Origin of the sequence: Streptomyces sp. R-74717, from assembly GCF_047305335.1 — a bacterium.
Lineage (GTDB): Bacteria > Actinomycetota > Actinomycetes > Streptomycetales > Streptomycetaceae > Streptomyces > Streptomyces atratus.
The window spans coordinates 5,895,883-5,922,677 of sequence record NZ_CP102361.1 but is presented as its reverse complement, the minus strand read 5'-3'; the positions used below and the strand labels follow the sequence as shown (position 1 = coordinate 5,922,677).

Genomic DNA, 26,795 nt, shown 5'->3' with positions numbered 1-26,795 from the left:
CCGCGCTGTCCGACCCCACCAGGATAGGTGTCCACGCCGTCGGCACCGCTCGCGCCCCGACCGGGTTTCCCGTTCACGGGCGGCCCGTCGCGCTCTCGTGCAGCGGGCCTCCGCGCTGCCATACTTACGTAGCCGTAGGTTACGGATGCGTAGCCAGAGCTATCCGTCGTATTCCTCATCCCCAGGGGACTCCCCATGAACACCAGCCCCGCTGTGATCGACGACACCCAGCCATCGGCGGCCGACGGTCAGGTCCTTCCCTCCGCCACGCTCGGCGGGGACGACAAACGGTCGGTCGAACAGATCGCCCTTCTGCTGTTCATCGTGGTGCCGTTCGTGGCGCTGGTCGCCGCAGTGCCGCTGGCCTGGGGCCGAGGCGTGAGCTCGCTCGATCTGGGTCTGCTCGTGGCGATGTACTTCATCGCCTGCCACGGCATCACGATCGGCTTCCACCGCTACTTCACCCATGGCTCCTTCAAGGCGAAGCGCCCGCTCCGCATCGCCCTGGCCGTCGCGGGTTCGCTGGCCGTGGAGGGCCCGCTGGTGCGCTGGGTGGCCGACCATCGCAAGCACCACCGCTTCTCCGACGCGGAGGGCGACCCGCACTCGCCGTGGCGTTTCGGCGAGAGCCTCCCCGCCCTGATGAAGGGCCTGTGGTGGGCGCACATCGGCTGGATGTTCGACGAGGAGCAGACCCCGCAGCAGAAGTACGCCCCCGACCTGATCAAGGACCCGGCGATCCGCGGGATCTCCCGCCACTTCCTCACTTTCACGATCGTGTCGCTGGCGTTCCCGCCGCTGGTCGGCGGTCTGGTGACGATGTCGTGGTGGGGCGCGGCAACCGCCTTCTTCTGGGGTTCTCTCGTACGGGTGGCCCTGCTGCACCACGTCACCTGGTCGATCAACTCCATCTGCCACGCGGTCGGCAAGCGTCCCTTCAAGTCCCGTGACCGGTCCGGCAACGTGTGGTGGCTCGCGGTCCTGTCCTGCGGCGAGTCCTGGCACAACCTGCACCACGCGGACCCGACGAGCGCGCGCCACGGCGTGATGAAGGGCCAGATCGATTCGAGCGCCCGGCTGATCCGCTGGTTCGAGAAACTGGGCTGGGCGTACGACGTGCGCTGGCCGGACTCCGCCCGGATCGACTCCCGCCGTATCGAGTCCCGGCGCGACCCCGCGCGCGCCGACGCGGCATGATTGACGACGTGGCGACCGACTCCAGCACCAGCAGCGAGAACAACCGTCCCCCCTCCGCCCGGCGCACCCGCCGGGTGAGGATGACCGGCAAGGAACGCCGCGAGCAACTGCTGGACATCGGCCGCACCCTCTTCGCCGACAAGGGCTTCGAGGGCACCTCGGTCGAGGAGATCGCGGCCCGGGCCGGCGTCTCCAAGCCGGTCGTCTACGAGCACTTCGGTGGCAAGGAGGGCCTGTACGCCGTCGTGGTCGACCGCGAGATGCGCCAGCTGCTCGACATGGTCACCGGCGCCCTGACCGCGGGCCACCCCCGCGAACTCCTGGAACAGGCGGCGTTCGCCCTGCTCGACTACATCGAGACGTACACGGACGGCTTCCGCATCCTGGTCCGCGACTCCCCCGTCGCCCAGTCGACGGGCACCTTCGCCTCCCTCATCAGCGACATCGCCACCCAGGTGGAGGACATCCTGGGCCTGGAGTTCAAGGCCCGCGGCTTCGACCCGAAGCTGGCCCCGCTGTACGCCCAGGCACTGGTCGGCATGGTCGCCCTGACCGGCCAGTGGTGGGTCAACGCCCGCAAGCCGAAGAAGGCGGAGGTCGCGGCCCATCTGGTGAACCTGGCCTGGCACGGCCTGGAGAACCTGGAGTCGAAGCCGCGGCTGGTAGGACATCGCAAGAGCTGAGGGGGCGGCGTGCAGGGGCCGGCCCGAGCGGTCCAGCCGGATCGGGCCGCCGATGGAGTGGACCGCACCAGCTGGGGCGGCCCGCTCCGCGTTGCTCCGGAGGCGGTCGCGTCAGACAGTCCGGTCCAGCCCACTACCCTTGGCTCCGCCAAGAAACACAGCAAACGCGTCGCCGGGTATAGCCGGCACAGGGCCGTGCGCGATGGCTTACATGCAGAACATATAGGTGACCCGGTGATCCGGCTGCTGCCCTGGACCGGGGCGGTCGGGAAGCCCAACTACCTCTCCACTGACGGCACCGGCCCGTTGTCCCGGCTCGCCGACCAGATCGAGTACGTACAGCTCGGCCTCGCGGGCAAGCTCCTCAACCACGTACGAGTCGCGCTCTCCGGCCCCACGCCGGATACCTCGGAACTCAGGCTTCTGACGGCCCAGTTGACCGACGCACTGCGCGACGCCCTGCTCATCGCCGAGAGCCGAGGCGCCCGCCTCGCCCCGGTGGACACCGATGAGGACCAGTGAAGGAGGCGCGGTCGTGCCACCGCTCATCGAAATCGTCCACGGTGCCCTCGCTCACTGCGCCACCGCTCCACAGGCACTGGGCCTGGTCTCCTTACCCGGCGGAACCCTCGCGTCAGCGAGCGCGGCCCGCTGTTACGCAACGACGACGGCCCGGTCCTGAGGACTGCCGCCGGATGCGGTGGACGCCCTGGAACTGATCACCGGGGAGCTCGCCGCCAACGCCCTGGAGCACAGCGCGAGCCGTTCGATCACCGTTGTGCTGTCCCGTACCGCCCGGACGGTCGTCGTCGGAGTGATCGACGAAGGGCGGGGCAGCGCGACCGCAGCGGGCACACCACCGCCGGATCAGGAGGACGGGCGCGGGCTGCTGATCGTCGGCGCGCTGGCCTCCCGTTGGGGTCAGCGTCGCGCATGCGGCGGTCTCATGGTCTGGGCCGAGGTCGACACCGGCCCGGCGTCACTCCTTGTGATGACGCCGCTCGATTCCGACCGCTACCGTGAGGGAGCAGGCCCAGAATCCCGCCCATGGGAGGAATCATGACCGCCGAGCCGATCGCCGGGCAGAGCAGCCGCTGGCCGGTGCCACCCCAGGACGGATACACGGTGGACGATCTGTTCACCTTGCCCGATCTCCCGCCGCACACGGAGCTGATCGACGGGAGCCTGGTTTTTGTGAGTCCACAGCGAGATTTTCGCAGCACGATGATCGATCTGTTGATGGCCGGGCTGCGTGGCACGGCGTCACCCGCGGTGAAGATTCGCCGCGAGATGACCGTCGTGCTCGACCGACGCAACGGCCCGGAGCCGGATATCTCCGTCGTCCGTGCCGAAGCCGTCACCGGCCCCGAACTGACCCGCTTCCGGGCCGCCGACGTCCTCCTCGCCGTCGAGGTCGTCTCCCCCGACTCCGAGGCCCGCGACCGCAACGCCAAGCCGCAGAAGTACGCCGCGGCCGGTATCCCGAACTTCTGGCTGGTCGAGATGGCCGGCACCGACCAGCACCCGGTGGTGCGGGTCTACGAGCTGGCCCCGGTCTCCAAGGCGTACGCCCTGACAGGAATCCACCACGACCGGCTCAAGACGGGTGTTCCGTTCCCGATCGACATCGACATCACACGGGACGCACTCAAACAGCTCTGACCGCCGGGCACGGGCCGCTGTGCCCCGCCGGCCTTACTGGGCGAACACCGCGCCGGCACCACTGTCGGTACCGTACGAAGACCGAACCACCCGCACCGGAGGTCACCGTGAGCGCCCAGCCCGACAGCCCATACGGACCGCTGATTCCCATGCCTGAACTCACGCCTGATGCCCTGCGGGCTGCGGTTGCCCGGATCGCCCCCAGCCGCATTCCCGCGCTCACTCAACACCTTTTCGAGGCTACGACGAACGCACAGCAGACGCAGAGCCTCGCTCCGCTAAGGGCGTTCGTCCACTCCTGGGCCGTGTTCGTGGCAATCGAGCGGCATCCCGAGCACGCCGCCCGGCTGCATGCACTGGAGCGGGTTGTGAACGCGGGCGAGGAAGACCCGACCGAAGCAATCACCGAGATACAGCGTATCCGTGAGACAGCCGAGGCGGAGGCCGGACTGCGGTGACCGGCTGGACGTGGGACTTCAACCCCAGCGCGGAGTACATCACTGGTGGACTACCGCCCGGCGTCGTGGCGGAAGTCGAGCGGCTCGCCACTGAGCTCACCGCGCTCGGGCACGACGCGGTGAAGGTCGGAAGGCCGCTCGACAAGGAAGGAGGTCTCAGAGAGTTCGACCTCATGGGCGGGCGTGGGTTCATCAGCTTCCTCGCCGTCCCACGCCATGAGTGCGTCTACATCTGCAACGTCACCTGGTACGACTGAGCCCTGCCGCTCGTCAGGCAACCCGCTCCAGAAATTCCAGCCGGTTGCCCACCGGATCGTGACTGAAGAAGCGCCGGTGCCCCGGCAGTTCGCCGTCCCAGCGCACCTCGGCACCGTGCTTCTCCAGTCGCGCCGCGAACGCCTCGATGTCCGTGACGCGCAGGCCCGGGTGGGCCTTCCTCGCCGGGCGGAAGCCGGGCTCGATACCCAGATGGAGCTGGACCGGACCGGCCTGGAACCAGCAGCCGCCGCGGGCCGCGAGGGCGGGGGGTTTGGCGATTTCCGTCATGCCGAGGGTGTCCGCGTAGTACGTGCGCAGCGCATCCTCCGAGCCTTCGGGGGCGGCCAGCTGGACGTGGTCGACGGCGGCGATCATCGCGTCTCCTTGCGGGCCACGGCAAAGATGCGGCGGAACGGGAACACCGTGCCGTGCGGGCCCTTGGGGTAGACGGTGCGGAGCCGGTCGCGGTATTCGGCGAGGAACGCTTCGCGGGCCTCGGGGTCGTCGGCGAGGGCTGTCAGGACGGGGCGCAGGCCGGTGCCCTTCACCCAGTCGAGTACCGGGTCCTCGCCGTGCAGCAGATGCAGATACGTGGTCTCCCAGACGTCGGCCGTGATGCCGGGGGCCGTCAGCGCGTCGAGGTAGGCGGCAGGGCTGAGCACCGCGTCGGCGTGGCGCAGCTCGCCGGCCAGACGGTCGCGCCAGCGCGGGGACCCGGCGAGTTCCCGCATCAGGACATGGCTGGGCTGGTCGAAGTTGCCGGGGACCTGGAAGGCGAACGTGCCGCCGGGGGTGATCGCGTCCAGCCAGAGGGGGAAGCGGGCGGTGTGGTCCGGGACCCACTGGAGCAGGGCGTTGGAGACGATCAGGTCGTACGGCTCCGCGGGGGTCCAGGTCGTGGCATCGGCCTCGGCGAAGTCCAGGAGGGGGCCGGCGTGTGCCCGGGCCTGTTCCAGCATCTGCGGGGAGTTGTCGTAGCCGGTGATCCGGGCCTTCGGCCAGCGGTCGGCGAGGAGGGTGGTGACGTTTCCCGCTCCGCAGCCGAGGTCGGCGACGCGGGGCGCGGGGGCGGCCGGAGGCTCGGCGATGCGGGCCAGGAGGTCGTGGAAGGGGCGGGTGCGATGGTCCGCGTGGCGCAAGTACTGCTGCGGATCCCAGGTGGGTGCGGTCATGGAGCCAGGATCACGCCAGAATTATCTTGATGTCAAGACACTCGAATTCAAGAGACTTCATGTCGACAGACCCTCTACACTGATCCACATGGAGGACGAGGTCGACCGTCTGGTCGCTGCATGGCGCCGCGAGCGCCCCGACCTCGACGTGGAACCACTCGAGGTCCTCAGCCGCGTCTCCCGCCTGGCACGCCATCTGGACCGGGCCCGCCGGATCGCCTTCTCCGAGCACAATCTGGAGCCGTGGGAGTTCGACGTACTGACATCGCTGCGCCGCGCGGGTGATCCTTATCAGCTGTCCCCCGGCCAGTTGCTCACCCAGACCCTGGTCACCTCGGGCACGATGACCAACCGTATCGACCGGCTGACCAAGAAGAACCTCGTCGAGCGGCTCCCCGACCCCAGCGACCGCCGCGGCGTACTGGTCCGGCTCACCGCCGAGGGGCGCGACAAGGCCGACCAGTCGCTGGCCGGCCTGCTCGCCCAGGAGCGCGCCATCCTGGGCGAGCTATCCGCCCGGCAGCGCGGTGAACTGGCTGGACTGCTACGCCAGTTGACCGCCCCGTTCGACAACATCCCCGGCTAGGGCCGGTTCCGGATCGACCGGTCCGACACCCGCCCGCCGGGCCAGCGCGACCGCGGCCAGCGTGGAGTGCACGCCGAGCTTCCCCAGCACGTTCTGCATGTGCGTACGCACCGTGTGCGGGGAGAGGTAGAGCCGCTCCGCCACTGCCTTGCGGCCCAGGCCCGCCACCATGCAGCGCAGCACCTCGCGCTCGCGCGGGGTCAGTGACGCGACCAGCTCCTCGCTCTCGGTGCGGTGCTTGCGCGCCGCCGTCAGTTCCCGCAGCACGCCCGTGAGCAGGGCCGGGGGCAGATGTGTCTCGTCCCGCAGCACCCCCCGGATGACCGTGAGCAGCCGTTGCAGTGAGCAGTCCTTGGCGACCCAGCCCGAGGCTCCGGCCTGCAGCGCCAGCGCGGCCCGGAGCGGGTCGTCCTTCTCGGCGAGCACCACCGTATGCACGGAAGGCTGGCCCGAACGGACCCCGGCGACCAGCGAGATGCCGTCCACCGGGCCGTTCTCCCCGCTGCGGGGGACCGGGACGGGTGCCCGGCGGCCTCTCGCCGCGGTCAGGATGCCCAGTTCGGCATCGATCAGCATCACGTCATAGCCTCGCCCCTCGGCGGCCGCCCGTTCCAGACATCGCAGCGCGGCGGGGCCGCTGCCCGCCGCCGTCACATCGACGTCCGGCTCGGCCGCGAGCGCCGCTGCGAGCGACTCGGCGAAAATGCGGTGATCGTCCACCACGAGAACCCGGATACGAACCACAGGCACCCCCATGCTGCCTCTGTTGCTGGGCCACCCCCGGCCCGACGAAGGGACGGAACGGCGCGGGTACGGCCGCCCGGATCGGGGAGATGGACCGCAGTCCCACGGCCGCCGCCGTGTTTCGACTGCAACCCGCCCCGGGCGCCGTACCCGACTGTCTCGTACCCCTGAATCAGCACCGGCCCCCACCGGTGCTGTGCATCAGGGTACGGCCGGGGCGCCGGGGCGGAAGGAAATTCGCAGAACTGACAGGCTCTGCTCCGTAGGCTGTGTTACATGTTCCGTCTTGAGACAGAAGTGGACAAAGGGCGGCGCACCCTGCTCAGCCGGCGACTGCGCGACGACAACACAGCCGGCTCCCCTGAGCTCCGCGTGCTGCGCACCGACCCCGCCGGACAGGAAATCCCCCTGGAAGTGTGGGCATTGGACGAGCTGGGCGCCGTCGCCGGCGGTCTGACCGGCCGCACCTGGGCGTACTGGCTTCATGTGGACCAGCTCTGGGTCGACGCCCGCCACCGCGGCTGCGGCCTCGGCTCACGGCTGCTCGCCGAGGCGGAACGGGTGGCCGGGGCCGATCGGGCCTGCACCCGCTCCCGGCTGGAGACCTGGGGTTTCCAGGCTCCGGACTTCTACCGGAAGCGGGGCTACGAGGTGAGCGGGCAGGTCGAGAACTACCCGCCCGGAGTCACCGAATTCATCATGACCAAGAACCTCAGCTGAGGCGTCGGGCACCCGCCGAAGGAACGGCGGGGAAGATCCGCGGCGCCGCGTACCCCGCCGAAGCGAACGCCTCCATCACGGACTTGGCGACCGTGTCCGCCTGCGCCTCGTCCACCAGCACGATCGCCGAGCCGCCGAAGCCACCGCCGGTCATCCGCGCACCGAGCGCCCCGGCCTCGCCCGCCGCCGACACCACCAGGTCCAACTCCGGGCAGGAGACCCGCAGATCGTCACGGAGCGAGACGTGCCCCGCGTCGAGGACCGGGCCCGCGCCCCGCACATCGCCCGCGTCGAGCAGCGCGATGACCTGCTCCACCCGCTCGTTGTCGCTGACCACATGGCGTACGTAACGCACCACGGACTCGTCGACCCCGGCCTCGGCCAGGGTGTCCAGGGCCGCGCCGAGACCCTCGTACGGCAGCTCGCGCAGCGTTCGCAGGCCGAGCGCGGCGGCCCCCGCCTCGCAGCCGGCCCGCCGCTCGGCGTACGCGCCGTCGCCGAGCTCGTGCTTGACCTGGGTGTCCACGACGAGCAGCCGCAGCCCGTGGGCGGCCAGGTCGAAGGGGACCTGGCGCTGGGTGAGGTCGCGGGTGTCGAGGTACAGCGCGTGGCCCTCGGTGCAGCAGGCGGATGCCATCTGGTCCATGACCCCGCACGGCACGCCGACGAACGCGTTCTCGGCGCGCTGGCCGATGACCGCCAGCTCCGAGGCGGAGAGCCCCAGTCCGAAGAGGTCGTTCAGAGCCAGCGCGGTGACGACTTCGAGGGCCGCGGAGGAGGAGAGCCCGGCGCCGGTGGGAACGGTGGAGGTCAGCAGTATGTCCGCCCCGGTGACCGGGTGACCGGCCTCGCGCAGCGCCCAGACGACTCCGGCCGGGTACGCCGCCCAGCCGTGTCCCTGGTGCGGGGCCAGCTCGTCGACCCGGAGCCGGACGACACCGCCCGGTACGTCGGTCGAGTGGAGCCGCAGCTCGCCGTCGGCGCGGCGGGCGACGGCGGCCCGCGCGGTGTGCGGCAGCGCGAGCGGCATCACGAAACCGTCGTTGAAGTCGGTGTACTCGCCGATCAGATTCACTCGGCCGGGTGCCGCCCAGACCCCTTCGGGGGCACTCCCGTACAGCTCGGTGAAGGCGGCGGCCGGCTCACTGTTCTCGGTCATGGGGTGGTGGGCTCCTCTCGGCGGGCGAACGTCCAGGCGTCGGAGACGATTCCGGTCAGGTCCGCGCGCGACGGTGTCCAGCCGAGCCGCTCCCTGGCGGTGGTGGCGGAGGCGACCAGCACGGCGGGGTCGCCGGCGCGGCGCGGGGCCGCGGTCTCGGGGACCGGGTGGCCGGTGACCTCACGGACGGTCTCGATGACCTCGCGCACCGAGAAGCCGTTGCCGTTGCCGAGGTTGCAGATCAGGTGCTCGCCCTCGGTGGCCGCGTCCAGGGCCAGCAGGTGGGCCTCGGCGAGATCGGCGACATGGATGTAGTCGCGGACGCAGGTGCCGTCGGGGGTCGGGTAGTCGTCGCCGTACACGGAGATCGACTCGCGCTGCCCGAGGGCGACCTGGAGGACCAGCGGAATGAGGTGCGACTCGGGGCTGTGCCGCTCCCCGCAACTGCCGTACGCCCCGGCCACGTTGAAGTAGCGCAGCGAGACGGCGGCCAGTCCGTGCGCGGCCGCCTCACCGGTGATCATGTGGTCGACGGCGAGCTTGGTGGCGCCGTAGGGGTTGGTGGGCGCGGTCGCGTCGGACTCCGTGATGGGGGTGGTGACCGGTTCGCCATAGGTCGCGGCGGTGGAGGAGAAGACCAGGGTCCGCACCCCGGCGTCCCGCATCGCGGCGAGCAGCGCCACGGAGCCCCCGACGTTGTTCACCCAGTACTTCTCCGGGTCCATGACGGACTCGCCGACCTGCGAGTACGCGGCGAAGTGCAGCACCCCGTCATAGGAGGGGTCCAGCCACTTCGCCGCGTCCTGGATGCGGCCCTCGATGAACTCGGCCCCGGCCGGGACACCCTCCCGGAACCCGGTCGAGAGGTCATCGAGGACGGTGACCGCGTGACCGGCCTCCAGCAGATGCTGGGCGACCACGCTGCCGACATAACCCGCGCCACCCGTGACCAGGTACTTCTTCTGGGGCTTGCTCACTCGCTCGCTACCTCTCGCAGTCGCTGGGCCGCGACCTCCGGCGGCACATCGTTGATGAACACGTTCATGCCGGATTCGGAACCCGCGAGGAACTTCAGCTTGCCGGAGGTGCGTCGGATGGTGAAAAGCTCCAGGTGGAGCCCGAAGTCCTGCCGTCCCGGGACACCGAACGGTGCCTGGTGCCAGGCCGAGATGTACGGGGTCGGCGGCTCGCCGGGGCCGAAGATCCGGTCGAATCGTCTCAAGAGTTCCAGATAGATCTGTGGGAACTCTGTGCGCGCGGCCTCGTCGAGTTCCCTCAGATCGGGGACGCGGCGGCGGGGGTGGAGGTGGACCTCGTACGGCCAGTGCGCCGCGTACGGCACGAAGGCGACCCAGTGCTCGCCACTGATGACGATCCGCGAGCCGTCCTTCTCCTCGCGGGCCACGACGTCGTCGAAGAGGTTGCGGCCGGTCTCGGCGCGGTGGGCCTCCATCGAACGGAGCATCAGCTCGGTGCGCGGGGTGACGAAGGGGTAGCCGTAGATCTGCCCGTGCGGATGGCCGAGCGTGACGCCGATCTCGGCGCCCCTGTTCTCGAAGCAGAACACCTGCGTGACCTGCGGCAGCTCGGCGAGTTCGGCGGTGCGGTCGGTCCATGCCTCCAGGACCAGGGCGGCCTGGTCCTCGGTGAGGTCCGCGAACGACGCGTCGTGGTCCGAGGTGAAGCAGACGACCTCGCAGCGGCCGGAGTCACCGGCGAGCGAGGGGAAGCGGTTCTCGAAGACGGCGACGTCGTAGTCCGCCTCGGGGATCTCGCTCAGCCGGCCGTCCCGCGAGGGACAGAGCGGGCACTCGTCGGCCGGCGGGTGATAGATGCGGCCCTGGCGGTGCGAGGCGATGGCGACGCTGTCACCGAGGAACGGGTCGCGGCGGATCTCGGACGAGGTCGAGACGGCGTCGAGGGGCCTCCGGTCGACGGCGTCGCGCACGACATCGTCACGACTGTCGTAGTAGAGCAGCTCCCGGCCGTCGGCGAGCGTCGCAACCGTCTTCTTCACCAGGTTCCTCCAAACATAACCAAACACAATGAACCACAACTCAACAGACCCGTCAATGACGCCGACGGGGCGCATGTGAGCAGGATCTCTAGCGCTTCCTGCCTGGATTTACCGGTCAGACGATCACAATCAAACAAAGAACCCCAGAAAAAGTGTTCAGTTTTTGAACACAAGGGCGTAGTTTCCTTCGAGTTCAGTTCGCGCAACGAAGCGAGTACCCCCACATGCACTACCTGGCCGAAGGGCTTCGGCTCCCCACGAACGGGCTCGACTACACGATCCTGGCGATCTACTTCGTCGTCGTCCTCGGCATAGGTTTTGCCGCACGGGCGAGCGTGAAGACGAGCCTCGACTTCTTTCTCTCCGGGCGGTCACTCCCTGCCTGGGTGACCGGGCTCGCCTTCGTCGCGGCCAACCTCGGTGCCACCGAGATCCTCGGCATGGCGGCGACCGGCGCGCAGTACGGTGTCGCGGTCGTGCACTGGTACTGGATCGGTGCCATCCCGGCCATGGTCTTCCTGGGCCTGGTGATGATGCCGTTCTACTACCGGTCGAAGGTCCGGTCCGTACCGGAGTTCCTGCTCCAGCGCTTCGACAAGTCGGCGCACCTGCTGAGCTCCGTGCTCTTCGCCTTCGCGGCGATCCTGATCGCGGGCGTCAACCTCTACGCGCTGTCGATCGTCGTCGAGGCGCTGCTCGGCTGGCCGCAGTGGGTCGCCATCGTGGTCGCGGGCCTCTTCGTGCTGGTCTACATCACCATCGGCGGTCTCTCCTCGGCGATCTACAACGAGGTGCTGCAGTTCTTCGTCATCCTCGCTGCGCTGATCCCGCTGACCCTGCTGGGTCTCAAGCGCGTCGGCGGCTGGGACGGTCTGACCGGTTCGCTGGAGAAGAGCCACGGCTCCGACTTCCTCTCCGCCTGGGGCGGCACCGGCATCGGTGACGCCAACCCGCTCGGCGCCAACTGGCTGACGATCATCCTCGGCCTCGGTTTCGTGCTCTCCTTCGGCTACTGGACGACCAACTTCGCCGAGGTGCAGCGCGCCCTGTCCGCGAAGAACCTCTCCGCCGCCCAGCGCACCCCCCTGATCGCCGCGTTCCCGAAGATCTTCATCGTCTTCCTCGTGATGATCCCGGGCCTGGTGGCCGCCGTTCTCGTACCGAAGATCGGCACCCCCGGCTCCGACCTGACCTACAACGACGCGATCCCGCTGCTGATGCAGGAGTTGCTGCCCAACGGTGTGCTCGGCATCGCGGTGACCGGTCTGCTGGCCGCGTTCATGGCCGGCATGGCGGCGAACGTGTCGTCGTTCAACACGGTGTTCACGACCGACATCTGGGCGCGGTACGTGAAGAAGGACCAGCCGGACGCGTACTACCTGCGCTTCGGCCGGCTGATCACGGCGATCGGAGTGCTGGCCTCCATCGGCACGGCCTTCATCGCCGCCAGCTTCTCCAACATCATGAGCTACCTCCAGACGCTGTTCTCCTTCTTCAACGTCCCGATGTTCGTGGTCTTCATCATCGGCATGTTCTGGAAGCGGGCCTCGATGAAGTCCGGTGTCTGGGGTCTGGTCGCGGGTACCACCGCCGCGATGGTCAACTACTTCGTGATCTACAAGCAGGGGATCATCGACATCCCTACCGACCAGGGCGCCAACTTCGTCTCCGCCATCGTCGGCTTTGTCGCCGGTGCGGTGGTCATGGTGACCGTCACGCTCTTCACGGCCCCGAAGCCCGAGGCCGAACTGGCCGGTCTGGTCTACGGAACCGAGTCCCCGGACGGCGTGGAGGCACCGGCCGAGGGCGACAGCGCCTGGTACCGCAAGCCGGCCCTGCTGGGCTGGGGCGCGATCGTCCTCGCCGCCCTGTGCTACGTCCCCTACTCGTTCTGATCGGAGGAACTCACCATGTCCGACCTGCACAAGGAAGTCTCCGAACTGGAGCAGAAGTCCGCGACCGCGGCCCGTCTCTTCGACATCCGGCGGATCATCGGCGGCCTCTTCGTGGTCTACGGCGTGATCGTCACCATCGCCGGGATCAACCCGTCCGACGCGGACCTGAAGAAGGCCCAGGGCGTCCACATCAACCTGTGGACCGGCCTGGCCATGCTGCTCCTCGGGCTGTTCTTCCTGGTCTGGCTGAAGCTGCGCCCGGCCGAGGTGCCGTCCGACGGCCCGGACCCGGCGGACGGCTGACGTACCGCATTCAGCAGGGGCCCGGCGGCATCACCCGATGCCGTCGGGCCCCTGCTTGTCCAGCGGCACCGCCCGGTCCAGCAGCCCCGTGCGGGCCGCGAGCGCCGCGGCCTCCAGCCGGGAGCCGACGCCCAGCTTCATCAGCACCCGCTGCACATGGGTACGCGCGGTGCTCGATGCGATCCGCATCCCGGCCGCGATCAGCCGGGTGTCCTCGCCCTCGGCGACCCGGATCAGGACCTCGACCTCGCGCGGGGTGAGCATCTGCAGCAGCCGCTGCCCCTCGTCGTCCGGCGCCGCGACCGGATTGAGCAGCTCGGCGAAGGCGCCCTGGAGCAGTTGCGGCGCCACCGCGGCCTCTCCGGCTCGCGCCTTGACCATCGCCCGTTCGACACCCTCCATGCGCTCGTCGTGCCGGACATACCCCACGGCGCCTGCCGCGAAGGCCGCCGCGATCCCGCGCGGGCTGGGCACGGGCCCGAGCACCACCACGGCCACCTGAGGGCGCTCGCGCCGGATCCGTACGATCGGGTCGAAGGCGCCGGGTTCGGCAGGTGCCGCGGTGCCGAACAGGCAGACCTCCGGAGCCCTGCTGACCACCAGCTCCGCCGCCCGCGACGTCGGCGCTGCCGCCGCGAGCACCCGGTGGCCCCGCAGTTTCAACGCCGAGGCGAGCGCCTCGGCGAGCAGTCGGTGATCATCGACCACCATGAGCCGCACGCCCATCGAGCACACCCCCATAGCACCGGCACCAGGCCCCCCGGCCCGCCCTGACCCGGCAAGCTACACGCTTGTTCGACGTTCCGGACCCCTTACCCGGCAGAAGACCCGGGGAGTGTCGGATTATGTGCCATTCAGGGCCGCTCGACGGGCGGAAAACGATCGGCCCTGCCGGTCGAATGATCGACCGGCAGGGCCGGGGTCGCAGGTACCGCGTACGGATCAGCTGGTGCCGAAGGAGACGGCGAGGTACTCCTTGCCGCCCAGCGAGGCCCCGCCCCCCTTGCTGATCATCGTCTGGGAGATGCACAGCCGGCCGGCGGAGTAGAGCATTTCGGAGTAGTCCCAGGAGAAACTGGTCTCGGCGTCGCGGGCGGACTTCTCGCTCGGGTTCTCCATCAGCACGGTCTGCTTGAAGGTGGCGCCGTCGATGGAGACGATCTGGCCGCCCTTGTCGTACGGGGGCGTCTTGTACGCGATGATGTTGCCGCCGTCCATGCGGAGCGGGAACATCGTGTAGCGGTCGCCCGCATCGGCCCGGTCACTGGTCGGCTTGCCCGTGGTGAGGTCGAAGGAGACGATCTCGTTGGTGTCGCCGTACTCGCCGGTGCCCTCGTGGTCCTCGGTCGGCACGTAGATGCGGTTGTTGCCGACGGCCAGCTTCTGGCAGCTCTCGACCTCGGTGGTGGTGCAGCGCGCGGCGTACTTCTCGCCGTCCGCCGCGATCCTGGTGAGCAGTTTGCCGGTGGAGGCGTCGATCGAGAAGAAGTCCGAGATGCCGCTGCCGTCACCGGCGGTGTCGCCGACGTCGGCCGCGACGACCAGCGGCTTGGTGGAGACGATGCTCGCGTAGCCGACACCGGGTGGCATCTTGTAGGAGGAGAGCGGGGCGCCGGTGGTCGGGTTCAGCGCCTGGATGACGAGCTGCGGGTCGTCGTACGCACCGCACTTGCGGACGACGGCGAGCGCCTCGCCACCGGCGTAGCCCGCGTCGTAGCAGCCGTCGGTGGAGACCTTGGGCTTCCAGCGCTCGGCGCCGGTGTTCAGGTCGAACGCCGCGCCGCCCTCGGTGCCGGCTGCGGCGACCGTGGTGCCGCCGAGCGTGATTTCGTTGTACCTGAGCGGCTCGTCACCACTGGTGGCGGCGGTCACCGACTTGCTCCACATCAGCTTGCCGGTGTTCAGGTCGATCGCACCGACCTGGTTGCACGGCTGGTACTTCTTGGTCTTGGTCGGCTTGGCCTCCTCGAAGGCGATGGCCGTCTTGTAGTCCTTGGACATGTGCCGGGAGGCGGCGCAGACCTGGCCCGCCAGCGGGATGGACCACAGCTTGGTGCCCTTGACCGCGTCATAGCCGACGATCTCGTTCAAGCCGGTCTTCACATACGCCTTGTCGGTCATCCAGGAACCGTCGACCTTGGTGACGTCATTGACCTTCGGCTCCGGCAGTTGGAAGGCGACCTTGGACTTGGGGTCCGCCGGTGCCTTCTCCTTGCCGCCGCCACCGACAGCGCCGCCCTGGCCGCCGTCCTTGCCCTCGGCGGTGCCGCCGCTGGACTGGGACGCCTTGTCCTTCTTCCCGTCGTCACCACCGCTGGAGGAGAACCAGATGCCCCCGCCGACTATCAGCACGACGGCGACCGACGCGGCGACGATGATCTGCATCTGGGTGGTGAACTTCTTGCCCCCGTTCCCGTTCTGCTGCGGGGGGTACGGCTGCTGCATCGGGGTGGTCTGGTAGCCGTAGCCCTGCTGCGGCGGCTGGCCGGGCGGCAGGCCCTGCGGGAATCCGTAACCCTGCTGCGGCTGGCCGGGCACGGGCGACTGCGGGTAGCCATAACCGGGCTGCGGCGGCTGGCCCTGCGGATAGCCATGGCCCGGCTGCGGCGGCTGGCCCTGCGGATAGCCGTAACCGGGGCCCGGCTGCTGCGGCGGGGTCTGCGGGGCGCCTGCGGGCGACGGGGTCTGCGGGGCACCGAATCCGCCCGCGGGCGGGGTGGCCGGCTGCTTGCCGAACGGGTCGGCGGGCGGCGGGGTCGGTGCGCCGAACCCGCCCGGCGGGGGGTCCTGCGGGGCACCGAATCCGCCCTGGGGCGGCTCGTTGGGCGGCTGGGGGGGCTGCGTCATGGCGTACGTACCTCTGGGGAAAGGGAGTTGGTGGGGCGGGGCCGTCGAATGCCTGCGTGTGCCGTCAGTTGCCGAAGGCCATCATGGTCTTCGCCTCCAGCTCTTCCTCGTCGTTGCTCGCGCTGACCCGTCCGCTCGCGATGAAGGAACGGCCGTCCGCGTAGACGATCTTCGAGTTGTAGAAGGAGTTCTCGATCTCGGCCGTCGACACCGGGTGCCGCAGCACCATCTGCGGCGTGCCACCGGTCGGTGCGAGGGTGGCGATCCCGCCGCCCTTGTTGTACCCGGCCTTCACGTAGAGCAGCACCTTGCCGCCCTCCATGCGCAGTGGCTTCACCACACGCCCGGCCGGGGCCGCGGCCTTCCACTTGGACTTGCCGGTGTTCAGGTTGAACGCCACGACCTTGTTCGTATCGGTGATGCCGGTGGAGTCCGGCGTGGTCGACATGTAGAACGTGTTGGCGTCGGCGGCGACACCGGTGCAGCCGTCCAGGGACTTGCCGAAGACGGCGAAGGCATTGCCGCAGTCCGGAGCGAACTTGTCGCCCTTGTCACTGACGAGTCCGGAGCGGAGCGAGCCGTTCTCCTTGAGGGAGAGGACACTCCATTCCTTGTCCTTCTTCAGGGAAACCACCAGCGGGCTCACCGAGAAGACCCGGTCGATCTCCCATCCGCGCTTGGGCCGGTACGTCCACCGGGGCTTCCCCGTGACCGGGTCGAGCTCCTGGATCTGATGCTGTGGATTGTCGACGTCATCGGTGTGGCAGCTGGCGGCGGCGATCAGCTTGGGCCCGCCCGCGAAGGCGAACGGCTGGCAGTTGCCCGGCTGCTTGCCGAACAGTTCCTTGCCGTCGCTGACCCGGTAGGCGTTGGAGTTGCCGGTGCGCCCGACCGTCACGGTGTCGCCGCTGATGGCCAGCGAGACGTCCGACATCATGTCCCAGATGCCGTTCTGTTTGACCGACTTCTTCCAGCCGGCCTTGCCGGTGTTGAGGTCGATCATCTGGAGGTCCGCGCAGTCCGCCTTGTCGGTGGTGCCGTTCTCGACCCCGATGACGATCTTGCCGTCGGTGGTGGGCTGCGAGGGCGCCGCGCACAGGTCGGCGGGCAGCTTCAGCGTCCACTTCTGCTTGCCGTCGGTCACGGAGTAGCCGGAGATCGCGCGGTACATGCCCTTGACGACGGTGTCGCCGACGACCCAGGGGCCGTATACGTCCGCACCGTTGCCCGGCAGGTCGACATCGTTCTTCTGCAGCCAGAGAACCTTCGCCTCGCCCTCCTTGCGCCCGGCGTTGAGGTCGTCGTCGGTCTCGCGGCCGTCGCCGTTGCCGTTGCCCTCGTTGACGGAGGGCGAGCTGCTCGGCTTGGCGTCGCCGCTCTTGTCCGCGACGGGCTTCTTGTCGTCGTCGCCCCCGCTCGTGGCGATGAAGATGCCGCCGCCGATCACCAGGAGCGCGACGGCCGCGGCGCCGATTATCAACGCGGGCTTGCGCTTGGGGGAGTTGCCGCCGCCCTGGCCACCGGGGCCGCCGGGGACCGGTGCGCCGGGGTACTGCTGCTGCGGGTAGCCGTATCCGGGCTGCGCCGGCTGACCGTACGGACCGGGCTGCTGCCCGTACGGACCCGGCTGCTGGTTGTACGGGCCGGGCTGCTGGGCGTACGGGCCCGGCTGCTGCTGGTTGTACGGGCCGGGCTGCTGGGGGTAGCCGTATCCGGGGGCCTGGCCCGGCGCCTGACCGGGCGTCTGCGGGTAGCCGTAGCCGGGCTGCGCGGGCGGCGGGGTCTGCGGCGGACCACTCGGCGGCGGACCCTGGGGCGGCTGAGGACTCCCCTGCGGCGGCTCCTGCGGTGCGCCGAAGCCTCCCTGCGGCGGTTGCTGGCTGGGCGGCTGGGTCATCAGCACGTCCCCCTTCGTGCGGTCCGGTGCCCGTTCCGTTCTCCCCCGCGATTCCGCAGGGCTCGAAGAGTCCAACAAGACCCCCCGAACTCCCCGGAAAGGAGCGAATCAGGCATGGATCCCGCGGCGTTACGACAGTCGAGCGGGGCTTCTTTGTACCACCCGCGAGACCTCGGGCACCGGGGCGGTCCGCCCCCTGTTCCCAAGGGAGAACCGCCCCGTGATGCCTCCGTTACGCCTCGGACCGTCAGTTGCCGAAGACCGCCAGCGACTTCGCCCGCTTCTCGTCCCCGTCCTCGATCCCGCTGAGGCTCGTACTCAGGAGGAGGGAACGCCCGTTCACGTAGGCGACCCGGGTGTCGAAGAGCGCGCGTTCGGCCTCCGCCCCGGCGGCCGGGTGCCGCACCACCATCTGCGGTGTGCCGCCGGTCGGCGGGAGGGATGCGATGCCGCCGCCCTTGTTCTTCGCCGCCGACAGGTACATCAGCAGCCTGCCGCCCTCCACCCGCATCGGCATCAGGGTCTGCCCGGCGGGAGCGGCGGCCTTCCACTTCGTCTGTCCGCTGGCCAGGTCGAAGGCGACGACCTTGTTCGTGGGGTCGGACTCGCCGGGTTTGGTCGCCAGATAGACCGTCTTGTCGTCGGCCGCCACCCCGAGGCAGTTGTCGAGGTTCCTGCCGTCGGAGGCCACGTCGGTGTCGCACTGCGTCTTGTAGTTCTCGTCGCCGCCGACCAGTTGGGAGCGGTAGGTGCCGTCCGCGTTGAGCATGATGATCGCCCATTGGTCCCCCTTCGTCAGGGAGACGACCAGCGGGCTGACCGAGTAGAACTGCGCGACCTGCCAGCCCTTCTTGACCTTGTACTTCCACAGGACCTTGCCGGTGACCGGGTCGATCCGCTGCACCTGCTGTTCCTTGTGGTCGTCGGCCGCCGTCTGACAGCTGGCCGCGGCGATCCCCTGCGGGCCACTGGCGAAGCCGAACGGCTGGCAGTTCCCCGGCAGTTCGCCCCAGAGCACCTTGCCGTCACTGACCCGGTAGGCATCCGTCCTGGTGGTGCGCCCCACGGTCACGGTGTCGCCGTTGATCGCCATCGCAACGTGGGAGAGCCCGTCCCAGGCGCCCTGGCGCTTGTAGGTCTTGTGCCAGCCGGCCTTGCCGGTCGTGAGGTCGACCATCTGGAGCGCGTCGCAGAACGCCTGGTCCCCGTTGCCGGACTTGATCCCGAGGACGATCTTGCCGTCGGCGGTGGCCTGCGAGGGCGCCGCGCAGAGTTCCGACGGCATACGCAGGCTCCACTTCTGGCTGCCGTCGGTGACCGAGTAGCCGGAGACCGTGTGGTACATGGCCTTAACGATGGTGTCGCCGACGATCCAGGGGCCGTAGACGTCCGAGCCGTTGAGCGGCAGGTCGACGCCGCCCTCCTGGAGCCAGAGGACCTTCGCCTCGCCCGGCTTACGCTTGGCGTTGATCCCGTCGGCCTCGGCACGGAGGTCGCTCGGCCCCTGGTCCTTGTCCTTGTCATCGGGCTTGCCCTTGCCGGTGGACGAGACGTCCGGCTCGGGGTCGGCGCTCTTCTTCGCCGTGGGCTTCGTCTCGTCGCCCCCGCTCGTGGCCAGCCAGACACCACCGCCCGCCAGCAGCACCACCGCGAGCACGGCACCGACGACCGCCCCGCGCCGGCCCTGGAAGAACCCTCCTCCGCCGCCGCCCGCGGGGCCACCGGGCTGCGGTGGCGACGGCACACCGTAGGGACCGGGCTGCGTCGGTGCGTCGTACAGCCCCGGCTGCGACGGCACGCCGTACGGGCCGGGCTGGGTGGGCGCGTCGTACGGGCCGGGCTGGGCGGGCGGCGGCCCGTACGGACCGGGCGGCTGCGTGGGAGGCCCGTACGGACCGGCGGCCTGGCCCGACGGCTGGGTGGGAGGCCCGTACGAACCGGACGGGGGATCGTACGGAGCCCCGAAGCCCCCCTGCGGCGGTTGCTGGCCGGGCGGCTGGGTCATCAGCACGTCCCCCTTCGTGCGGTCCGGTGCCCGTTCCGATCTCCCCCGCGATTCCGCAGGGCTCGAAGAGTCCAACAAGACCCCCCGAACTCCCCGGAAAGGAGCGAATCAGGCATGGATCCCGCGGCGTTACGACAGTCGAGCGGGGCTTCTTTGTACCACCCGCAACACCTCGGACACCGGGCCGGTCCACCCCCTGTTCCCAAGGGAGAACCGGCCCGTGATGCCCCCGTTACGCCTCGGGCCGTCAGCTGCCGAAGCCCACGATCGACCTCATCGACTTCTCCGCCTCGTCGTCGATCCCGCTGATCCTCGCCTGCACAAGGAAACAGCGCCCGTTCTCATAGGCGACCCGGGAACGGGAGAAGCCCCTTTCGACCACGTCGGCCGCCGCCGGGTGCCGCAGCACCATCTGCGGCGTACCACCCGCCGGCGGGAGGGACGCGATACCGCCGCCCTTGTTCTTCGCCGCCGCCACGTACATCAGCAGCCTGCCGCCCTCCATCCGCACCGGCATCATGGTCTGACCGGCCGGCGCCGCAGCCTTCCACTTGGTCCGACCGGTGTTCAGGTCGAAGGCCACGACCTTGTTGGTGGGATGGTCGGCCGCCGGGTCGGCCTTCGTCGCGAGGTAGACCGCCTGGTCGTCGGCCGTCACGCCGAGGCAGTTGTCGAGACTCTGGCCGTCGGTGAGGAGTTCGTCGTCGCACTCCGTCACGTAGTCCTCGGTGCCACCGATCAGTTGGGAGCGGTAGGTGCCGTTCTCGTTGAGCACGAGGATGGCCCACTTGTCGTCCTGCTTCAGCGAGACGACCGGTGGGCTCGCCGAGTAGAACTGCGCGACCTGCCAGCCCTTCTTGATCTTGTACGTCCACCGGACCTTGCCGGTGACCGGGTCGATCCGCTGCACCTGCTGTTCCTTGTGGTCGTCGGCCGCCGTCTGACAGCTGGCCGCAGCGATCCCCTGCGGGCCACTGGCGAAGCCGAACGGCTGGCAGTTCCCCGGCAGTTCGCCCCAGAGCACCTTGCCGTCACTGACCCGGTAGGCATCCGTCCTGGTGGTGCGCCCCACGGTCACGGTGTCGCCGTTGATCGCCATCGCGACATGGGAGAGCCCGTCCCAGAGGCCCTGGCGCTCGTACGTCTTGTGCCAGCCGGCCTTGCCGGTCGTGAGGTCGACCATCTGGAGCGCTTCGCAGGACGCCTGGTCCCCATTGCCGGACTTGATCCCGAGGACGATCTTGCCGTCGGCGGTGGCCTGCGAGGGCGCCGCGCAGAGTTCCGACGGCATACGCAGGCTCCACTTCTGGCTGCCGTCGGTGACCGAGTAGCCGGAGACCGTGTGGTACATGGCCTTGACGATGGTGTCGCCGACGATCCAGGGGCCGTAGACGTCCGAGCCGTTGAGCGGCAGGTCGACGCCGCCCTGCTGGAGCCAGAGGACCTTCGCCTCGCCCGGCTTGCGCTTGGCGTTGAGCGCGTCGGCCTCCGCACGGAGGTCATGCGCGCCCTGGTCCTTGGCCTTGCCGTCGCCCCCGTCGCCGGTGGGGTCCGGCCCGGGATCGGTGCTCGCCTTCGCCGTGGGCTTCGACCCGTCGTCGCCCCTGCTCGTGACCAGCCAGATGCCACTGCCGGCCAGCAACACCACTGCGAGCACGGCACCGATGACCGTCCCGCGCCTGCCCCGGAAGAACCCTCCGCCACCGGTCCCTGCGGGGCCTCCGGGCTGCGGCGGTGGCGGACAGCCGTATCCGGGCTGCGGCTGCCCCGGATAGCCGTACGGACCCGGCTGCGTGGGTGCGTCGTACGGACCGGGCTGCTGAACGCCGTACGGGCCCGGCTGCGCGGGGGCACCGTACGGCCCCGCGGCCTGAACGGGCGGCGGCACGGGGCCGTATCCGGAAGGTGGTGGTGGCGACGGCTGAACCGACCCCGGCGGCGGATCGTACGGAGCCCCGAAGCCTCCCTGCGGCGGTTGCTGGCCGGGCGGCTGGGTCATCAGCACGTCCCCCTTCGTGCGGACCGGTCCGGCATCTCTACCTGTGCCGGGCGAGCCTTCTTTCTATCACCCGCCCCACAGGCCCCACTGGTCACACCGAAGGCACCGCAGCGGTCAGGCCTCCTCGGCCAGTTCCAGCCAACGCATCTCCAACTCATCGCGCTCGGCGACCAGTTCGCGCAGCTCCGCGTCCAGCTTCGCCACCTTCTCGAAGTCCGTGGCATTCTCCGCGATCTGTGCGTGCAGCGTGGTCTCCCGCGTCGACATCTTGTCGAGCTGCCGCTCCACCTTCTGCAGTTCCTTCTTCGCCGCACGTGCGGCCTGCGGGGAGACGCTCGCGGCCGGCGCGGCCTTCTCCTTCGCCGCCGCGGGTGCGGCGGAGGGGGTGGCCGCCTCCTCCATCCGCTGCCTGCGCTCCAGGTACTCGTCGATCCCGCGCGGCAGCATCCGCAGCGTGCGGTCGCCGAGCAGCGCCATCACCCGGTCCGTGGTCCGCTCGATGAAGAACCGGTCGTGGGAGATCACGATCATCGATCCGGGCCAGCCGTCGAGGAGGTCCTCCAGCTGGGTCAGGGTCTCGATGTCGAGGTCGTTGGTGGGCTCGTCGAGGAAGAGGACGTTCGGCTCGTCCATCAGCAGGCGCAGGATCTGGAGCCGGCGCCGCTCACCGCCCGAGAGGTCACCGACCGGGGTCCACTGCTTCTCCTTCGAGAAGCCGAACTGCTCGCAGAGCTGGCCCGCCGTCATCTCCCGGCCCTTGCCCAGGTCGACCCGGTCCCGTACCTGCTGGACCGCTTCGAGCACCCGCAGGTTCGGGTTGAGCTCGTGGACCTCCTGGGAGAGGTAGGCCAGCTTGACGGTCTTGCCGACGACGACCTTCCCGGCGGCGGGCTGCGCGTCGCCCTGTGTGCGGGCCGCCTCGGCGAGCGCCCGCAGCAGCGAGGTCTTGCCCGCGCCGTTGACCCCGACCAGGCCGATCCGGTCGCCGGGGCCGAGCTGCCAGGTGAGGTGGGTGAGCAGCGTCTTGGGGCCGGCCTGGACGGTCACGTCCTCCAGGTCGAAGACGGTCTTGCCGAGCCGGGCGTTGGCGAACTTCATCAGCTCGCTGGTGTCGCGCGGCGGCGGCACGTCGGCGATCAGTTCATTGGCCGCCTCGATGCGGTAGCGCGGCTTGGAGGTACGGGCGGGGGCGCCGCGGCGCAGCCAGGCCAGCTCCTTGCGCATCAGGTTCTGCCGCTTGGACTCCTCGGTCGCGGCGATCCGCTCCCGCTCGGCCCGCGCGAAGACGTAGTCGCTGTAGCCGCCCTCGTACTCGTGGACCGTGCCTCGCTGGACGTCCCACATGCGCGTACAGACCTGGTCGAGGAACCAGCGGTCGTGGGTGACGCAGACGAGCGCCGAGCGGCGTGCCCGCAGATGGCCGGCCAGCCAGGAGATGCCCTCGACATCGAGGTGGTTGGTCGGCTCGTCGAGGACGACCAGGTCCTGCTCGGCGATGAGCAGCTTGGCCAGGGCGATCCGTCGCCGCTCGCCGCCGGAGAGCGGGGCGATGACGGTGTCCAGGCCGTGCTCGAAGCCCGGCAGGGCGAGACCGCCGAAGAGTCCGGTGAGCACATCGCGGATCTTCGCGCTGCCCGCCCACTCGTGGTCGGCGAGGTCGCCGATCACCTCGTGGCGGATGGTCGCCTCGGGGTCGAGCGAGTCGTGCTGGGTGAGGACACCGAGGCGCAGCCCGCCGCTGTGGGTGACACGGCCGCTGTCCGCCTCCTCCAGCCTGGCGAGCATCCGGATGAGGGTCGTCTTGCCGTCGCCGTTACGGCCCACGACACCGATCCGGTCCCCCTCGGACACGCCGAGGGACACACCATCGAGCAGGGCACGGGTGCCGTACACCTTGCTGACCTGCTCGACATTGACCAGATTGACGGCCATTTCACTCCTGCCTGGGGGATCGATCGACGTCCCAGGGTAGTCGGCTCGCGGCTGCGATAGCGTGCCGCAATCGATCAAGGGGCGGGGGCCCCGGTCGGAAGATCTTCGAACATCTCAGGGGTGGGGACTTCAGTGGGGACTTCGACGGTGCGTGACACCGTGCGGAATGCTGTCCGAGGGCCGGTGCGGGGCGTGGTTGCGGCGGCACTGCTGGCGACGCTGGTGCTGGCGGGCTGTTCGTCGGCGTCGCAGGATGCGGGGGCCGTGGCCGAGAAGCCGGCCGGCGGGAAGCCGTCGCAGAAGGCCGGGACGGCCGGGAAGACCGCCGCCAAGGGCGGCACGGTCGGCGGCTCCGGCTCGGCCTGCCCGCTGCCCGTCACCTTCGACCTCGCGGCGTCCTGGAAGCCGAAGGCCGTCGACGTCGATCCGGACTCCGAGCTCGGTGCCGCACTGGGCGTGCAGGGCCAGGTCACCATGGTCTGCGAGATCGACGCGAAGCCGGCGGGGAACATCGGATATCTGCGGGTGTGGCAGGGCAAGAAGTCCGACCGCACCCCGCGCCAGGTCCTGGAAGCGTTCATCGCCGACGAGGACGGCGCCGGAAAGGTCACGTACACCGAGTCCAGGGCCGGCGGTCTGGCCGCGGCCGAGGTCGGTTACACGGTCAGGAGCAAGCTGCTGGACGAGCTCAAGAAGGAGCGGGCCTTCGCCGTCGCCACCCCGGACGGGCCGGTCGTGGTCCATCTGGGCGGGATGGACTCCGAGGAGCACGAGGCGATGCTCCCGGCGTACGAGCTGGCCAAGAAGAGCCTGCGGCTCGGCTGACCGGGCGGCGGTTCCGCCGCCCGGCCGGCCCGGCTCACAGGACCGTGGCACCCGGCGCCGGGGACACCGCGGCCCGTGCGTTCCTGCATGTCCCCGAGGTGATCAGCGCCTCGGCCACCTTCCGCGCCGACTCCGCGTCCGCCACCAGGAACGCGGTGGTCGGCCCGGAGCCCGAGACCAGGGCGGCCAGGGCGCCGGCCTCGGTGCCCGCGGCGAGGGTGTCGGCGAGGGAGGGACGCAGGGAGAGCGCGGCGGGCTGGAGGTCATTGCTCAGGGCGCCCGCGAGAGCCGTGGCGTCACCGGTCCGCAGCGCGTCCAGGAGCGTGGCGGACGCGGCGGGATCCGGGACGTCCGTACCGGCCGTGAGCCGGTCGAACTCGCCGTAGACGGCCGGGGTGGAAAGCCCGCCGTCGGCGACCGCGAAGACCCAGTGGAAGGTTCCGCCGACATCGATCGCGGTCAGCTGCTCGCCGCGTCCGACGCCGAGAGCCGCGCCGCCGACCAGGCTGAACGGCACGTCACTGCCCAGCTCCGCGCAGATGGCGAGGAGCTCCTCCCGGCCGGCACCGGTGGACCAGAGGGTGTCGCAGGCCAGCAGGGCGGCCGCACCGTCGGCGCTGCCGCCCGCCATGCCGCCCGCGACGGGGATGTCCTTGGCGATGTGGATGTGCACATCGGGTGCGATGCCGTGCCGCTCGGCCAGTGCGATCGCGGCGCGGGCGGCGAGGTTCGTCGCGTCCAGCGGGACCTTGGCGGCGTCCGGGCCCGAGCAGGTGATGCGCAGTTCGTCGGCGGGGGTGACGGTGACCTCGTCGTACAGGCCGACGGCGAGGAAGACATTGGCCAGGTCGTGGAAGCCGTCGGGGCGCGGGGCGCCGACCGCGAGCTGGACGTTGACCTTGGCGGGGACGCGGACGGTGACGCTCACTCGCCACTCCCGGAGGGCTTGTTCTCGGCAATGGCGGCGAACTCCTCGACCGTCAGCGCCTCGCCGCGGGCCTGCGGCGAGATCCCGGCCGCGACCAGGGCCGCTTCCGCGGCGGGCGCGGAGCCCGCCCAGCCGGCCAGGGCCGCCCGCAGGGTCTTGCGGCGCTGGGCGAAGGCCGCGTCGACGACCGCGAAGACCTCGGTCCTGCTCGCGCTCGTCGTGATCGGCTCGGTGCGCCGGACCAGCGAGACCAGACCGGAGTCGACGTTCGGGGCGGGCCAGAAGACATTGCGGCCGATGGACCCGGCGCGCTTGACGTCCGCGTACCAGTTGGCCTTCACCGACGGCACGCCGTAGACCTTGTTGCCCGGCCTGGCGGCCAGCCGGTCGGCGACCTCGGCCTGGACCATGACGAGGGTCCGCTCGATGGACGGGAAGCGCTCCAGCATGGTCAGCAGGACCGGCACGGCGACGTTGTACGGAAGGTTCGCGACCAGCGCGGTCGGCGCCGGGCCCGGCAGCTCCCGGACCAGCATCGCGTCGGAGTGCACCAGGGCGAACCGGTCGGCGCGCCCCGGCATCCGGGCGGCGACCGTGGCCGGCAGGGCGCCCGCCAGCACGTCGTCGATCTCGACGGCGACGACCCGGTCCGCCGCCTCCAGCAGCGCCAGGGTCAACGAGCCGAGCCCCGGACCGACCTCGACGACGACATCGTCCGGGCGGACTTCCGCCGTCCGCACGATCCTGCGGACCGTGTTGGCGTCGATGACGAAGTTCTGACCGCGCTGCTTGGTCGGGCGTACGCCCAGCTTGGCGGCCAGCTCGCGAATGTCTGCGGGGCCCAGGAGGGCATCGGGCTCAGTGGTGCTCACCCGGTAAGCCTACGGCCGCGGCGCGGCCGGAGGTTCGCCCCCGTTGCGCGTACGGCCTCCCGCTCCGACGCCTCCGCTACCTCCACGCCCGGACGACGACCTCGTCGCCGTCGGCGAGCGAGCTGCCGAGGGCAGGGGTGACGGTGTCGTGGGCGGTGACGGTGACACCCTGGTCGGCGAGGAGTTCGTCGACGTCGTCCGCGAAGGTGTGCAGGGTGCGGGGCGTGCCGTCGACGTCGAGCGTCACCGCCTTGTCGCAGGCCACGAACGCGGTGGTGCCACCGGCCAGGAACACGACGACGAGGGCCTGCGGGACGAGACGGCGCAGGCTCTCGGGGCGGACGGGGACCTTGCGCCGCCGGGCGGCCCGGCGCGCCGCCGCCCGGCCGCCGTTGGCGCCGGGGAGGGGCCGGCCGGGCAGCAGGGGCGTATCGACGACTGTCGGGGCGCGGACCGCCCAGGCGGCGAGCGTCAGCTGCTCATGGAGCGGTACGGATGCGGCGGCCGGAAGACGGGTGGGCGGCATCGCCACCGCCGTACGCCCCCTGCCGCGTGCTGCACGATGGCTGCCCTTCGAATTGCTCACGACGCTCCAGAGGATCCGATCGGCCGGCTCGCCGGATGGCGCCCGGGACG

Annotated in this window: 26 protein-coding genes and 1 pseudogene; 12 read left to right on the top strand and 15 right to left on the bottom strand. The window is 70.0% G+C overall.

Translation table 11 applies throughout. The features are described 5' to 3' along the window. The first annotated feature begins 195 nt into the window (after window positions 1-195). The 7 genes from NRF20_RS27185 (at window position 196) to NRF20_RS27155 (ending at window position 4,257) form a co-directional block, all read left to right on the top strand. Window positions 196-1,197, top strand: coding sequence for an acyl-CoA desaturase (locus NRF20_RS27185; RefSeq protein WP_398630994.1), 1,002 nt, complete (start codon window positions 196-198; stop codon window positions 1,195-1,197). Further along, entirely contained in the window at window positions 1,194-1,880 is a 687-nt protein-coding gene (locus tag NRF20_RS27180; protein WP_266360971.1) for a TetR/AcrR family transcriptional regulator, read from the top strand. The genes NRF20_RS27185 and NRF20_RS27180 overlap by 4 nt, the downstream gene beginning before the upstream one ends. A 234-nt stretch (window positions 1,881-2,114) precedes the next feature. After that, the gene (locus NRF20_RS27175) at window positions 2,115-2,402 is read left to right on the top strand and encodes a hypothetical protein (protein ID WP_398630995.1); all 288 of its coding nucleotides are present in this window, start codon (window positions 2,115-2,117) and stop codon (window positions 2,400-2,402) included. Window positions 2,403-2,565: 163 nt separating this feature from the next. Further along, entirely contained in the window at window positions 2,566-2,943 is a 378-nt protein-coding gene (locus NRF20_RS27170) for an ATP-binding protein (protein WP_398631060.1), read from the top strand. After that, window positions 2,940-3,542, top strand: a complete 603-nt coding sequence (locus tag NRF20_RS27165) for a Uma2 family endonuclease (RefSeq protein ID WP_413754611.1) — start codon at window positions 2,940-2,942, stop codon at window positions 3,540-3,542. The genes NRF20_RS27170 and NRF20_RS27165 overlap by 4 nt, the downstream gene beginning before the upstream one ends. A 107-nt stretch (window positions 3,543-3,649) precedes the next feature. Further along, complete coding sequence (locus NRF20_RS27160; RefSeq protein WP_413753445.1) at window positions 3,650-4,000, top strand: DUF6247 family protein; 351 nt, start codon at window positions 3,650-3,652, stop codon at window positions 3,998-4,000. Next, the gene (locus tag NRF20_RS27155; protein ID WP_398630997.1) at window positions 3,997-4,257 is read left to right on the top strand and encodes a hypothetical protein; all 261 of its coding nucleotides are present in this window, start codon (window positions 3,997-3,999) and stop codon (window positions 4,255-4,257) included. Before NRF20_RS27160 ends, NRF20_RS27155 begins: the two co-directional genes overlap by 4 nt. A 13-nt stretch (window positions 4,258-4,270) precedes the next feature. On the opposite strand, the gene NRF20_RS27150 is transcribed toward NRF20_RS27155, so the two are convergent. After that, window positions 4,271-4,633: a VOC family protein gene (locus tag NRF20_RS27150; protein WP_114244953.1), complete on the bottom strand. Its 363-nt coding sequence runs from the start codon at window positions 4,631-4,633 to the stop codon at window positions 4,271-4,273. After that, window positions 4,630-5,430 (bottom strand): trans-aconitate 2-methyltransferase, encoded by an 801-nt coding sequence (locus tag NRF20_RS27145; protein ID WP_398630998.1) that lies wholly within the window; start codon window positions 5,428-5,430, stop codon window positions 4,630-4,632. The genes NRF20_RS27150 and NRF20_RS27145 overlap by 4 nt, the downstream gene beginning before the upstream one ends. Window positions 5,431-5,518: 88 nt before the next feature. On the opposite strand from NRF20_RS27145, the gene NRF20_RS27140 reads away from it, so the two are divergent. Beyond that, window positions 5,519-6,016 (top strand): MarR family winged helix-turn-helix transcriptional regulator, encoded by a 498-nt coding sequence (locus NRF20_RS27140; protein ID WP_266360965.1) that lies wholly within the window; start codon window positions 5,519-5,521, stop codon window positions 6,014-6,016. On the opposite strand, the gene NRF20_RS27135 is transcribed toward NRF20_RS27140, so the two are convergent. Further along, a complete protein-coding gene (locus tag NRF20_RS27135; protein WP_398631062.1) occupies window positions 5,975-6,760 on the bottom strand; it encodes a LuxR C-terminal-related transcriptional regulator in 786 nt (261 codons plus the stop codon). The two genes, NRF20_RS27140 and NRF20_RS27135, sit on opposite strands and share 42 nt — an antisense overlap. 276 nt (window positions 6,761-7,036) lie before the next feature. On the opposite strand from NRF20_RS27135, the gene NRF20_RS27130 reads away from it, so the two are divergent. Then, entirely contained in the window at window positions 7,037-7,480 is a 444-nt protein-coding gene (locus tag NRF20_RS27130; RefSeq protein ID WP_413753444.1) for a GNAT family N-acetyltransferase, read from the top strand. On the opposite strand, the gene galK is transcribed toward NRF20_RS27130, so the two are convergent. The 3 genes from galK to galT are packed head-to-tail and all read right to left on the bottom strand — an operon-like array spanning window position 7,473 to window position 10,656. After that, on the bottom strand, window positions 7,473-8,639 hold the full coding sequence (gene galK / locus NRF20_RS27125) for a galactokinase (protein ID WP_398631000.1): 1,167 nt from the start codon (window positions 8,637-8,639) through the stop codon (window positions 7,473-7,475). The genes NRF20_RS27130 and galK overlap by 8 nt on opposite strands. Further along, on the bottom strand, window positions 8,636-9,616 hold the full coding sequence (gene galE, locus NRF20_RS27120) for a UDP-glucose 4-epimerase GalE (protein WP_398631001.1): 981 nt from the start codon (window positions 9,614-9,616) through the stop codon (window positions 8,636-8,638). Before galE ends, galK begins: the two co-directional genes overlap by 4 nt. Then, entirely contained in the window at window positions 9,613-10,656 is a 1,044-nt protein-coding gene (galT, locus tag NRF20_RS27115) for a galactose-1-phosphate uridylyltransferase (RefSeq protein ID WP_413753443.1), read from the bottom strand. Before galT ends, galE begins: the two co-directional genes overlap by 4 nt. 224 nt (window positions 10,657-10,880) lie before the next feature. On the opposite strand from galT, the gene NRF20_RS27110 reads away from it, so the two are divergent. Both NRF20_RS27110 and NRF20_RS27105 read left to right on the top strand, forming a co-directional pair. Continuing rightward, window positions 10,881-12,551 (top strand): sodium:solute symporter family protein, encoded by a 1,671-nt coding sequence (locus NRF20_RS27110; protein WP_398631003.1) that lies wholly within the window; start codon window positions 10,881-10,883, stop codon window positions 12,549-12,551. Between the two features lie 15 nt (window positions 12,552-12,566). Continuing rightward, window positions 12,567-12,854: a hypothetical protein gene (locus tag NRF20_RS27105; RefSeq protein WP_398631004.1), complete on the top strand. Its 288-nt coding sequence runs from the start codon at window positions 12,567-12,569 to the stop codon at window positions 12,852-12,854. A 30-nt stretch (window positions 12,855-12,884) separates the two neighbouring features. Here NRF20_RS27105 and NRF20_RS27100 read toward each other — a convergent pair whose 3' ends face one another. The 6 genes from NRF20_RS27100 to NRF20_RS27075 form a co-directional block, all read right to left on the bottom strand. Then, window positions 12,885-13,580, bottom strand: coding sequence for a helix-turn-helix transcriptional regulator (locus NRF20_RS27100; RefSeq protein WP_413753442.1), 696 nt, complete (start codon window positions 13,578-13,580; stop codon window positions 12,885-12,887). A gap of 216 nt (window positions 13,581-13,796) precedes the next feature. After that, window positions 13,797-15,701, bottom strand: coding sequence for a PQQ-binding-like beta-propeller repeat protein (locus NRF20_RS27095; protein WP_413753441.1), 1,905 nt, complete (start codon window positions 15,699-15,701; stop codon window positions 13,797-13,799). A 64-nt stretch (window positions 15,702-15,765) separates the two neighbouring features. Then, window positions 15,766-17,598, bottom strand: a complete 1,833-nt coding sequence (locus NRF20_RS27090) for a PQQ-binding-like beta-propeller repeat protein (protein WP_398631007.1) — start codon at window positions 17,596-17,598, stop codon at window positions 15,766-15,768. 247 nt (window positions 17,599-17,845) lie between these two features. After that, window positions 17,846-19,603, bottom strand: a complete 1,758-nt coding sequence (locus NRF20_RS27085) for a PQQ-binding-like beta-propeller repeat protein (protein WP_398631008.1) — start codon at window positions 19,601-19,603, stop codon at window positions 17,846-17,848. A 247-nt stretch (window positions 19,604-19,850) separates the two neighbouring features. Beyond that, window positions 19,851-21,602 (bottom strand): PQQ-binding-like beta-propeller repeat protein, encoded by a 1,752-nt coding sequence (locus NRF20_RS27080; protein ID WP_398631009.1) that lies wholly within the window; start codon window positions 21,600-21,602, stop codon window positions 19,851-19,853. Window positions 21,603-21,716: 114 nt separating this feature from the next. Beyond that, window positions 21,717-23,534, bottom strand: coding sequence for an ABC-F family ATP-binding cassette domain-containing protein (locus NRF20_RS27075; protein WP_413753440.1), 1,818 nt, complete (start codon window positions 23,532-23,534; stop codon window positions 21,717-21,719). Window positions 23,535-23,693: 159 nt separating this feature from the next. Here NRF20_RS27075 and NRF20_RS27070 point away from each other — a divergent pair, with 159 nt between their 5' ends. Then, window positions 23,694-24,359 carry a lipoprotein gene (locus tag NRF20_RS27070; RefSeq protein ID WP_413753439.1) on the top strand — a complete coding sequence of 222 codons (666 nt, stop codon included), beginning with the start codon at window positions 23,694-23,696 and terminating at the stop codon, window positions 24,357-24,359. A 34-nt stretch (window positions 24,360-24,393) separates the two neighbouring features. Here the strand turns inward: NRF20_RS27070 and NRF20_RS27065 are convergent, their stop codons facing one another. The 3 genes and pseudogenes from NRF20_RS27065 to NRF20_RS27055 all read right to left on the bottom strand — a co-directional run. Next, window positions 24,394-25,287: a 4-(cytidine 5'-diphospho)-2-C-methyl-D-erythritol kinase gene (locus NRF20_RS27065; protein ID WP_398631013.1), complete on the bottom strand. Its 894-nt coding sequence runs from the start codon at window positions 25,285-25,287 to the stop codon at window positions 24,394-24,396. After that, a complete protein-coding gene (gene rsmA, locus NRF20_RS27060; protein ID WP_114244970.1) occupies window positions 25,284-26,159 on the bottom strand; it encodes a 16S rRNA (adenine(1518)-N(6)/adenine(1519)-N(6))-dimethyltransferase RsmA in 876 nt (291 codons plus the stop codon). The genes NRF20_RS27065 and rsmA overlap by 4 nt, the downstream gene beginning before the upstream one ends. A gap of 79 nt (window positions 26,160-26,238) precedes the next feature. Then, window positions 26,239-26,685, bottom strand: a pseudogene (locus NRF20_RS27055) (ubiquitin-like domain-containing protein); the annotation flags it as partial. Window positions 26,686-26,795: the final 110 nt, after the last annotated feature.

Excerpts from the sequence above, each read along its gene's own strand:
- NRF20_RS27165 (WP_413754611.1), top strand. The coding sequence starts at position 2,940 with ATGACCGCCGAGCCGATCGCCGGGCAGAGCAGCCGCTGGCCGGTGCCA.
- NRF20_RS27075 (WP_413753440.1), bottom strand. The coding sequence starts at position 23,534 with ATGGCCGTCAATCTGGTCAATGTCGAGCAGGTCAGCAAGGTGTACGGC.
- NRF20_RS27085 (WP_398631008.1), bottom strand. The coding sequence starts at position 19,603 with ATGACCCAGCCGCCCGGCCAGCAACCGCCGCAGGGGGGCTTCGGGGCT.
- NRF20_RS27100 (WP_413753442.1), bottom strand. The coding sequence starts at position 13,580 with ATGGGCGTGCGGCTCATGGTGGTCGATGATCACCGACTGCTCGCCGAG.
- NRF20_RS27080 (WP_398631009.1), bottom strand. The coding sequence starts at position 21,602 with ATGACCCAGCCGCCCGGCCAGCAACCGCCGCAGGGAGGCTTCGGGGCT.
- NRF20_RS27150 (WP_114244953.1), bottom strand. The coding sequence starts at position 4,633 with ATGATCGCCGCCGTCGACCACGTCCAGCTGGCCGCCCCCGAAGGCTCG.
- NRF20_RS27090 (WP_398631007.1), bottom strand. The coding sequence starts at position 17,598 with ATGACCCAGCCGCCCAGCCAGCAACCGCCGCAGGGAGGCTTCGGCGCA.
- NRF20_RS27140 (WP_266360965.1), top strand. The coding sequence starts at position 5,519 with ATGGAGGACGAGGTCGACCGTCTGGTCGCTGCATGGCGCCGCGAGCGC.
- NRF20_RS27185 (WP_398630994.1), top strand. The coding sequence starts at position 196 with ATGAACACCAGCCCCGCTGTGATCGACGACACCCAGCCATCGGCGGCC.
- NRF20_RS27180 (WP_266360971.1), top strand. The coding sequence starts at position 1,194 with ATGATTGACGACGTGGCGACCGACTCCAGCACCAGCAGCGAGAACAAC.
- NRF20_RS27105 (WP_398631004.1), top strand. The coding sequence starts at position 12,567 with ATGTCCGACCTGCACAAGGAAGTCTCCGAACTGGAGCAGAAGTCCGCG.
- galK (WP_398631000.1), bottom strand. The coding sequence starts at position 8,639 with ATGACCGAGAACAGTGAGCCGGCCGCCGCCTTCACCGAGCTGTACGGG.
- NRF20_RS27110 (WP_398631003.1), top strand. The coding sequence starts at position 10,881 with ATGCACTACCTGGCCGAAGGGCTTCGGCTCCCCACGAACGGGCTCGAC.
- NRF20_RS27145 (WP_398630998.1), bottom strand. The coding sequence starts at position 5,430 with ATGACCGCACCCACCTGGGATCCGCAGCAGTACTTGCGCCACGCGGAC.
- NRF20_RS27095 (WP_413753441.1), bottom strand. The coding sequence starts at position 15,701 with ATGACGCAGCCCCCCCAGCCGCCCAACGAGCCGCCCCAGGGCGGATTC.
- NRF20_RS27130 (WP_413753444.1), top strand. The coding sequence starts at position 7,037 with ATGTTCCGTCTTGAGACAGAAGTGGACAAAGGGCGGCGCACCCTGCTC.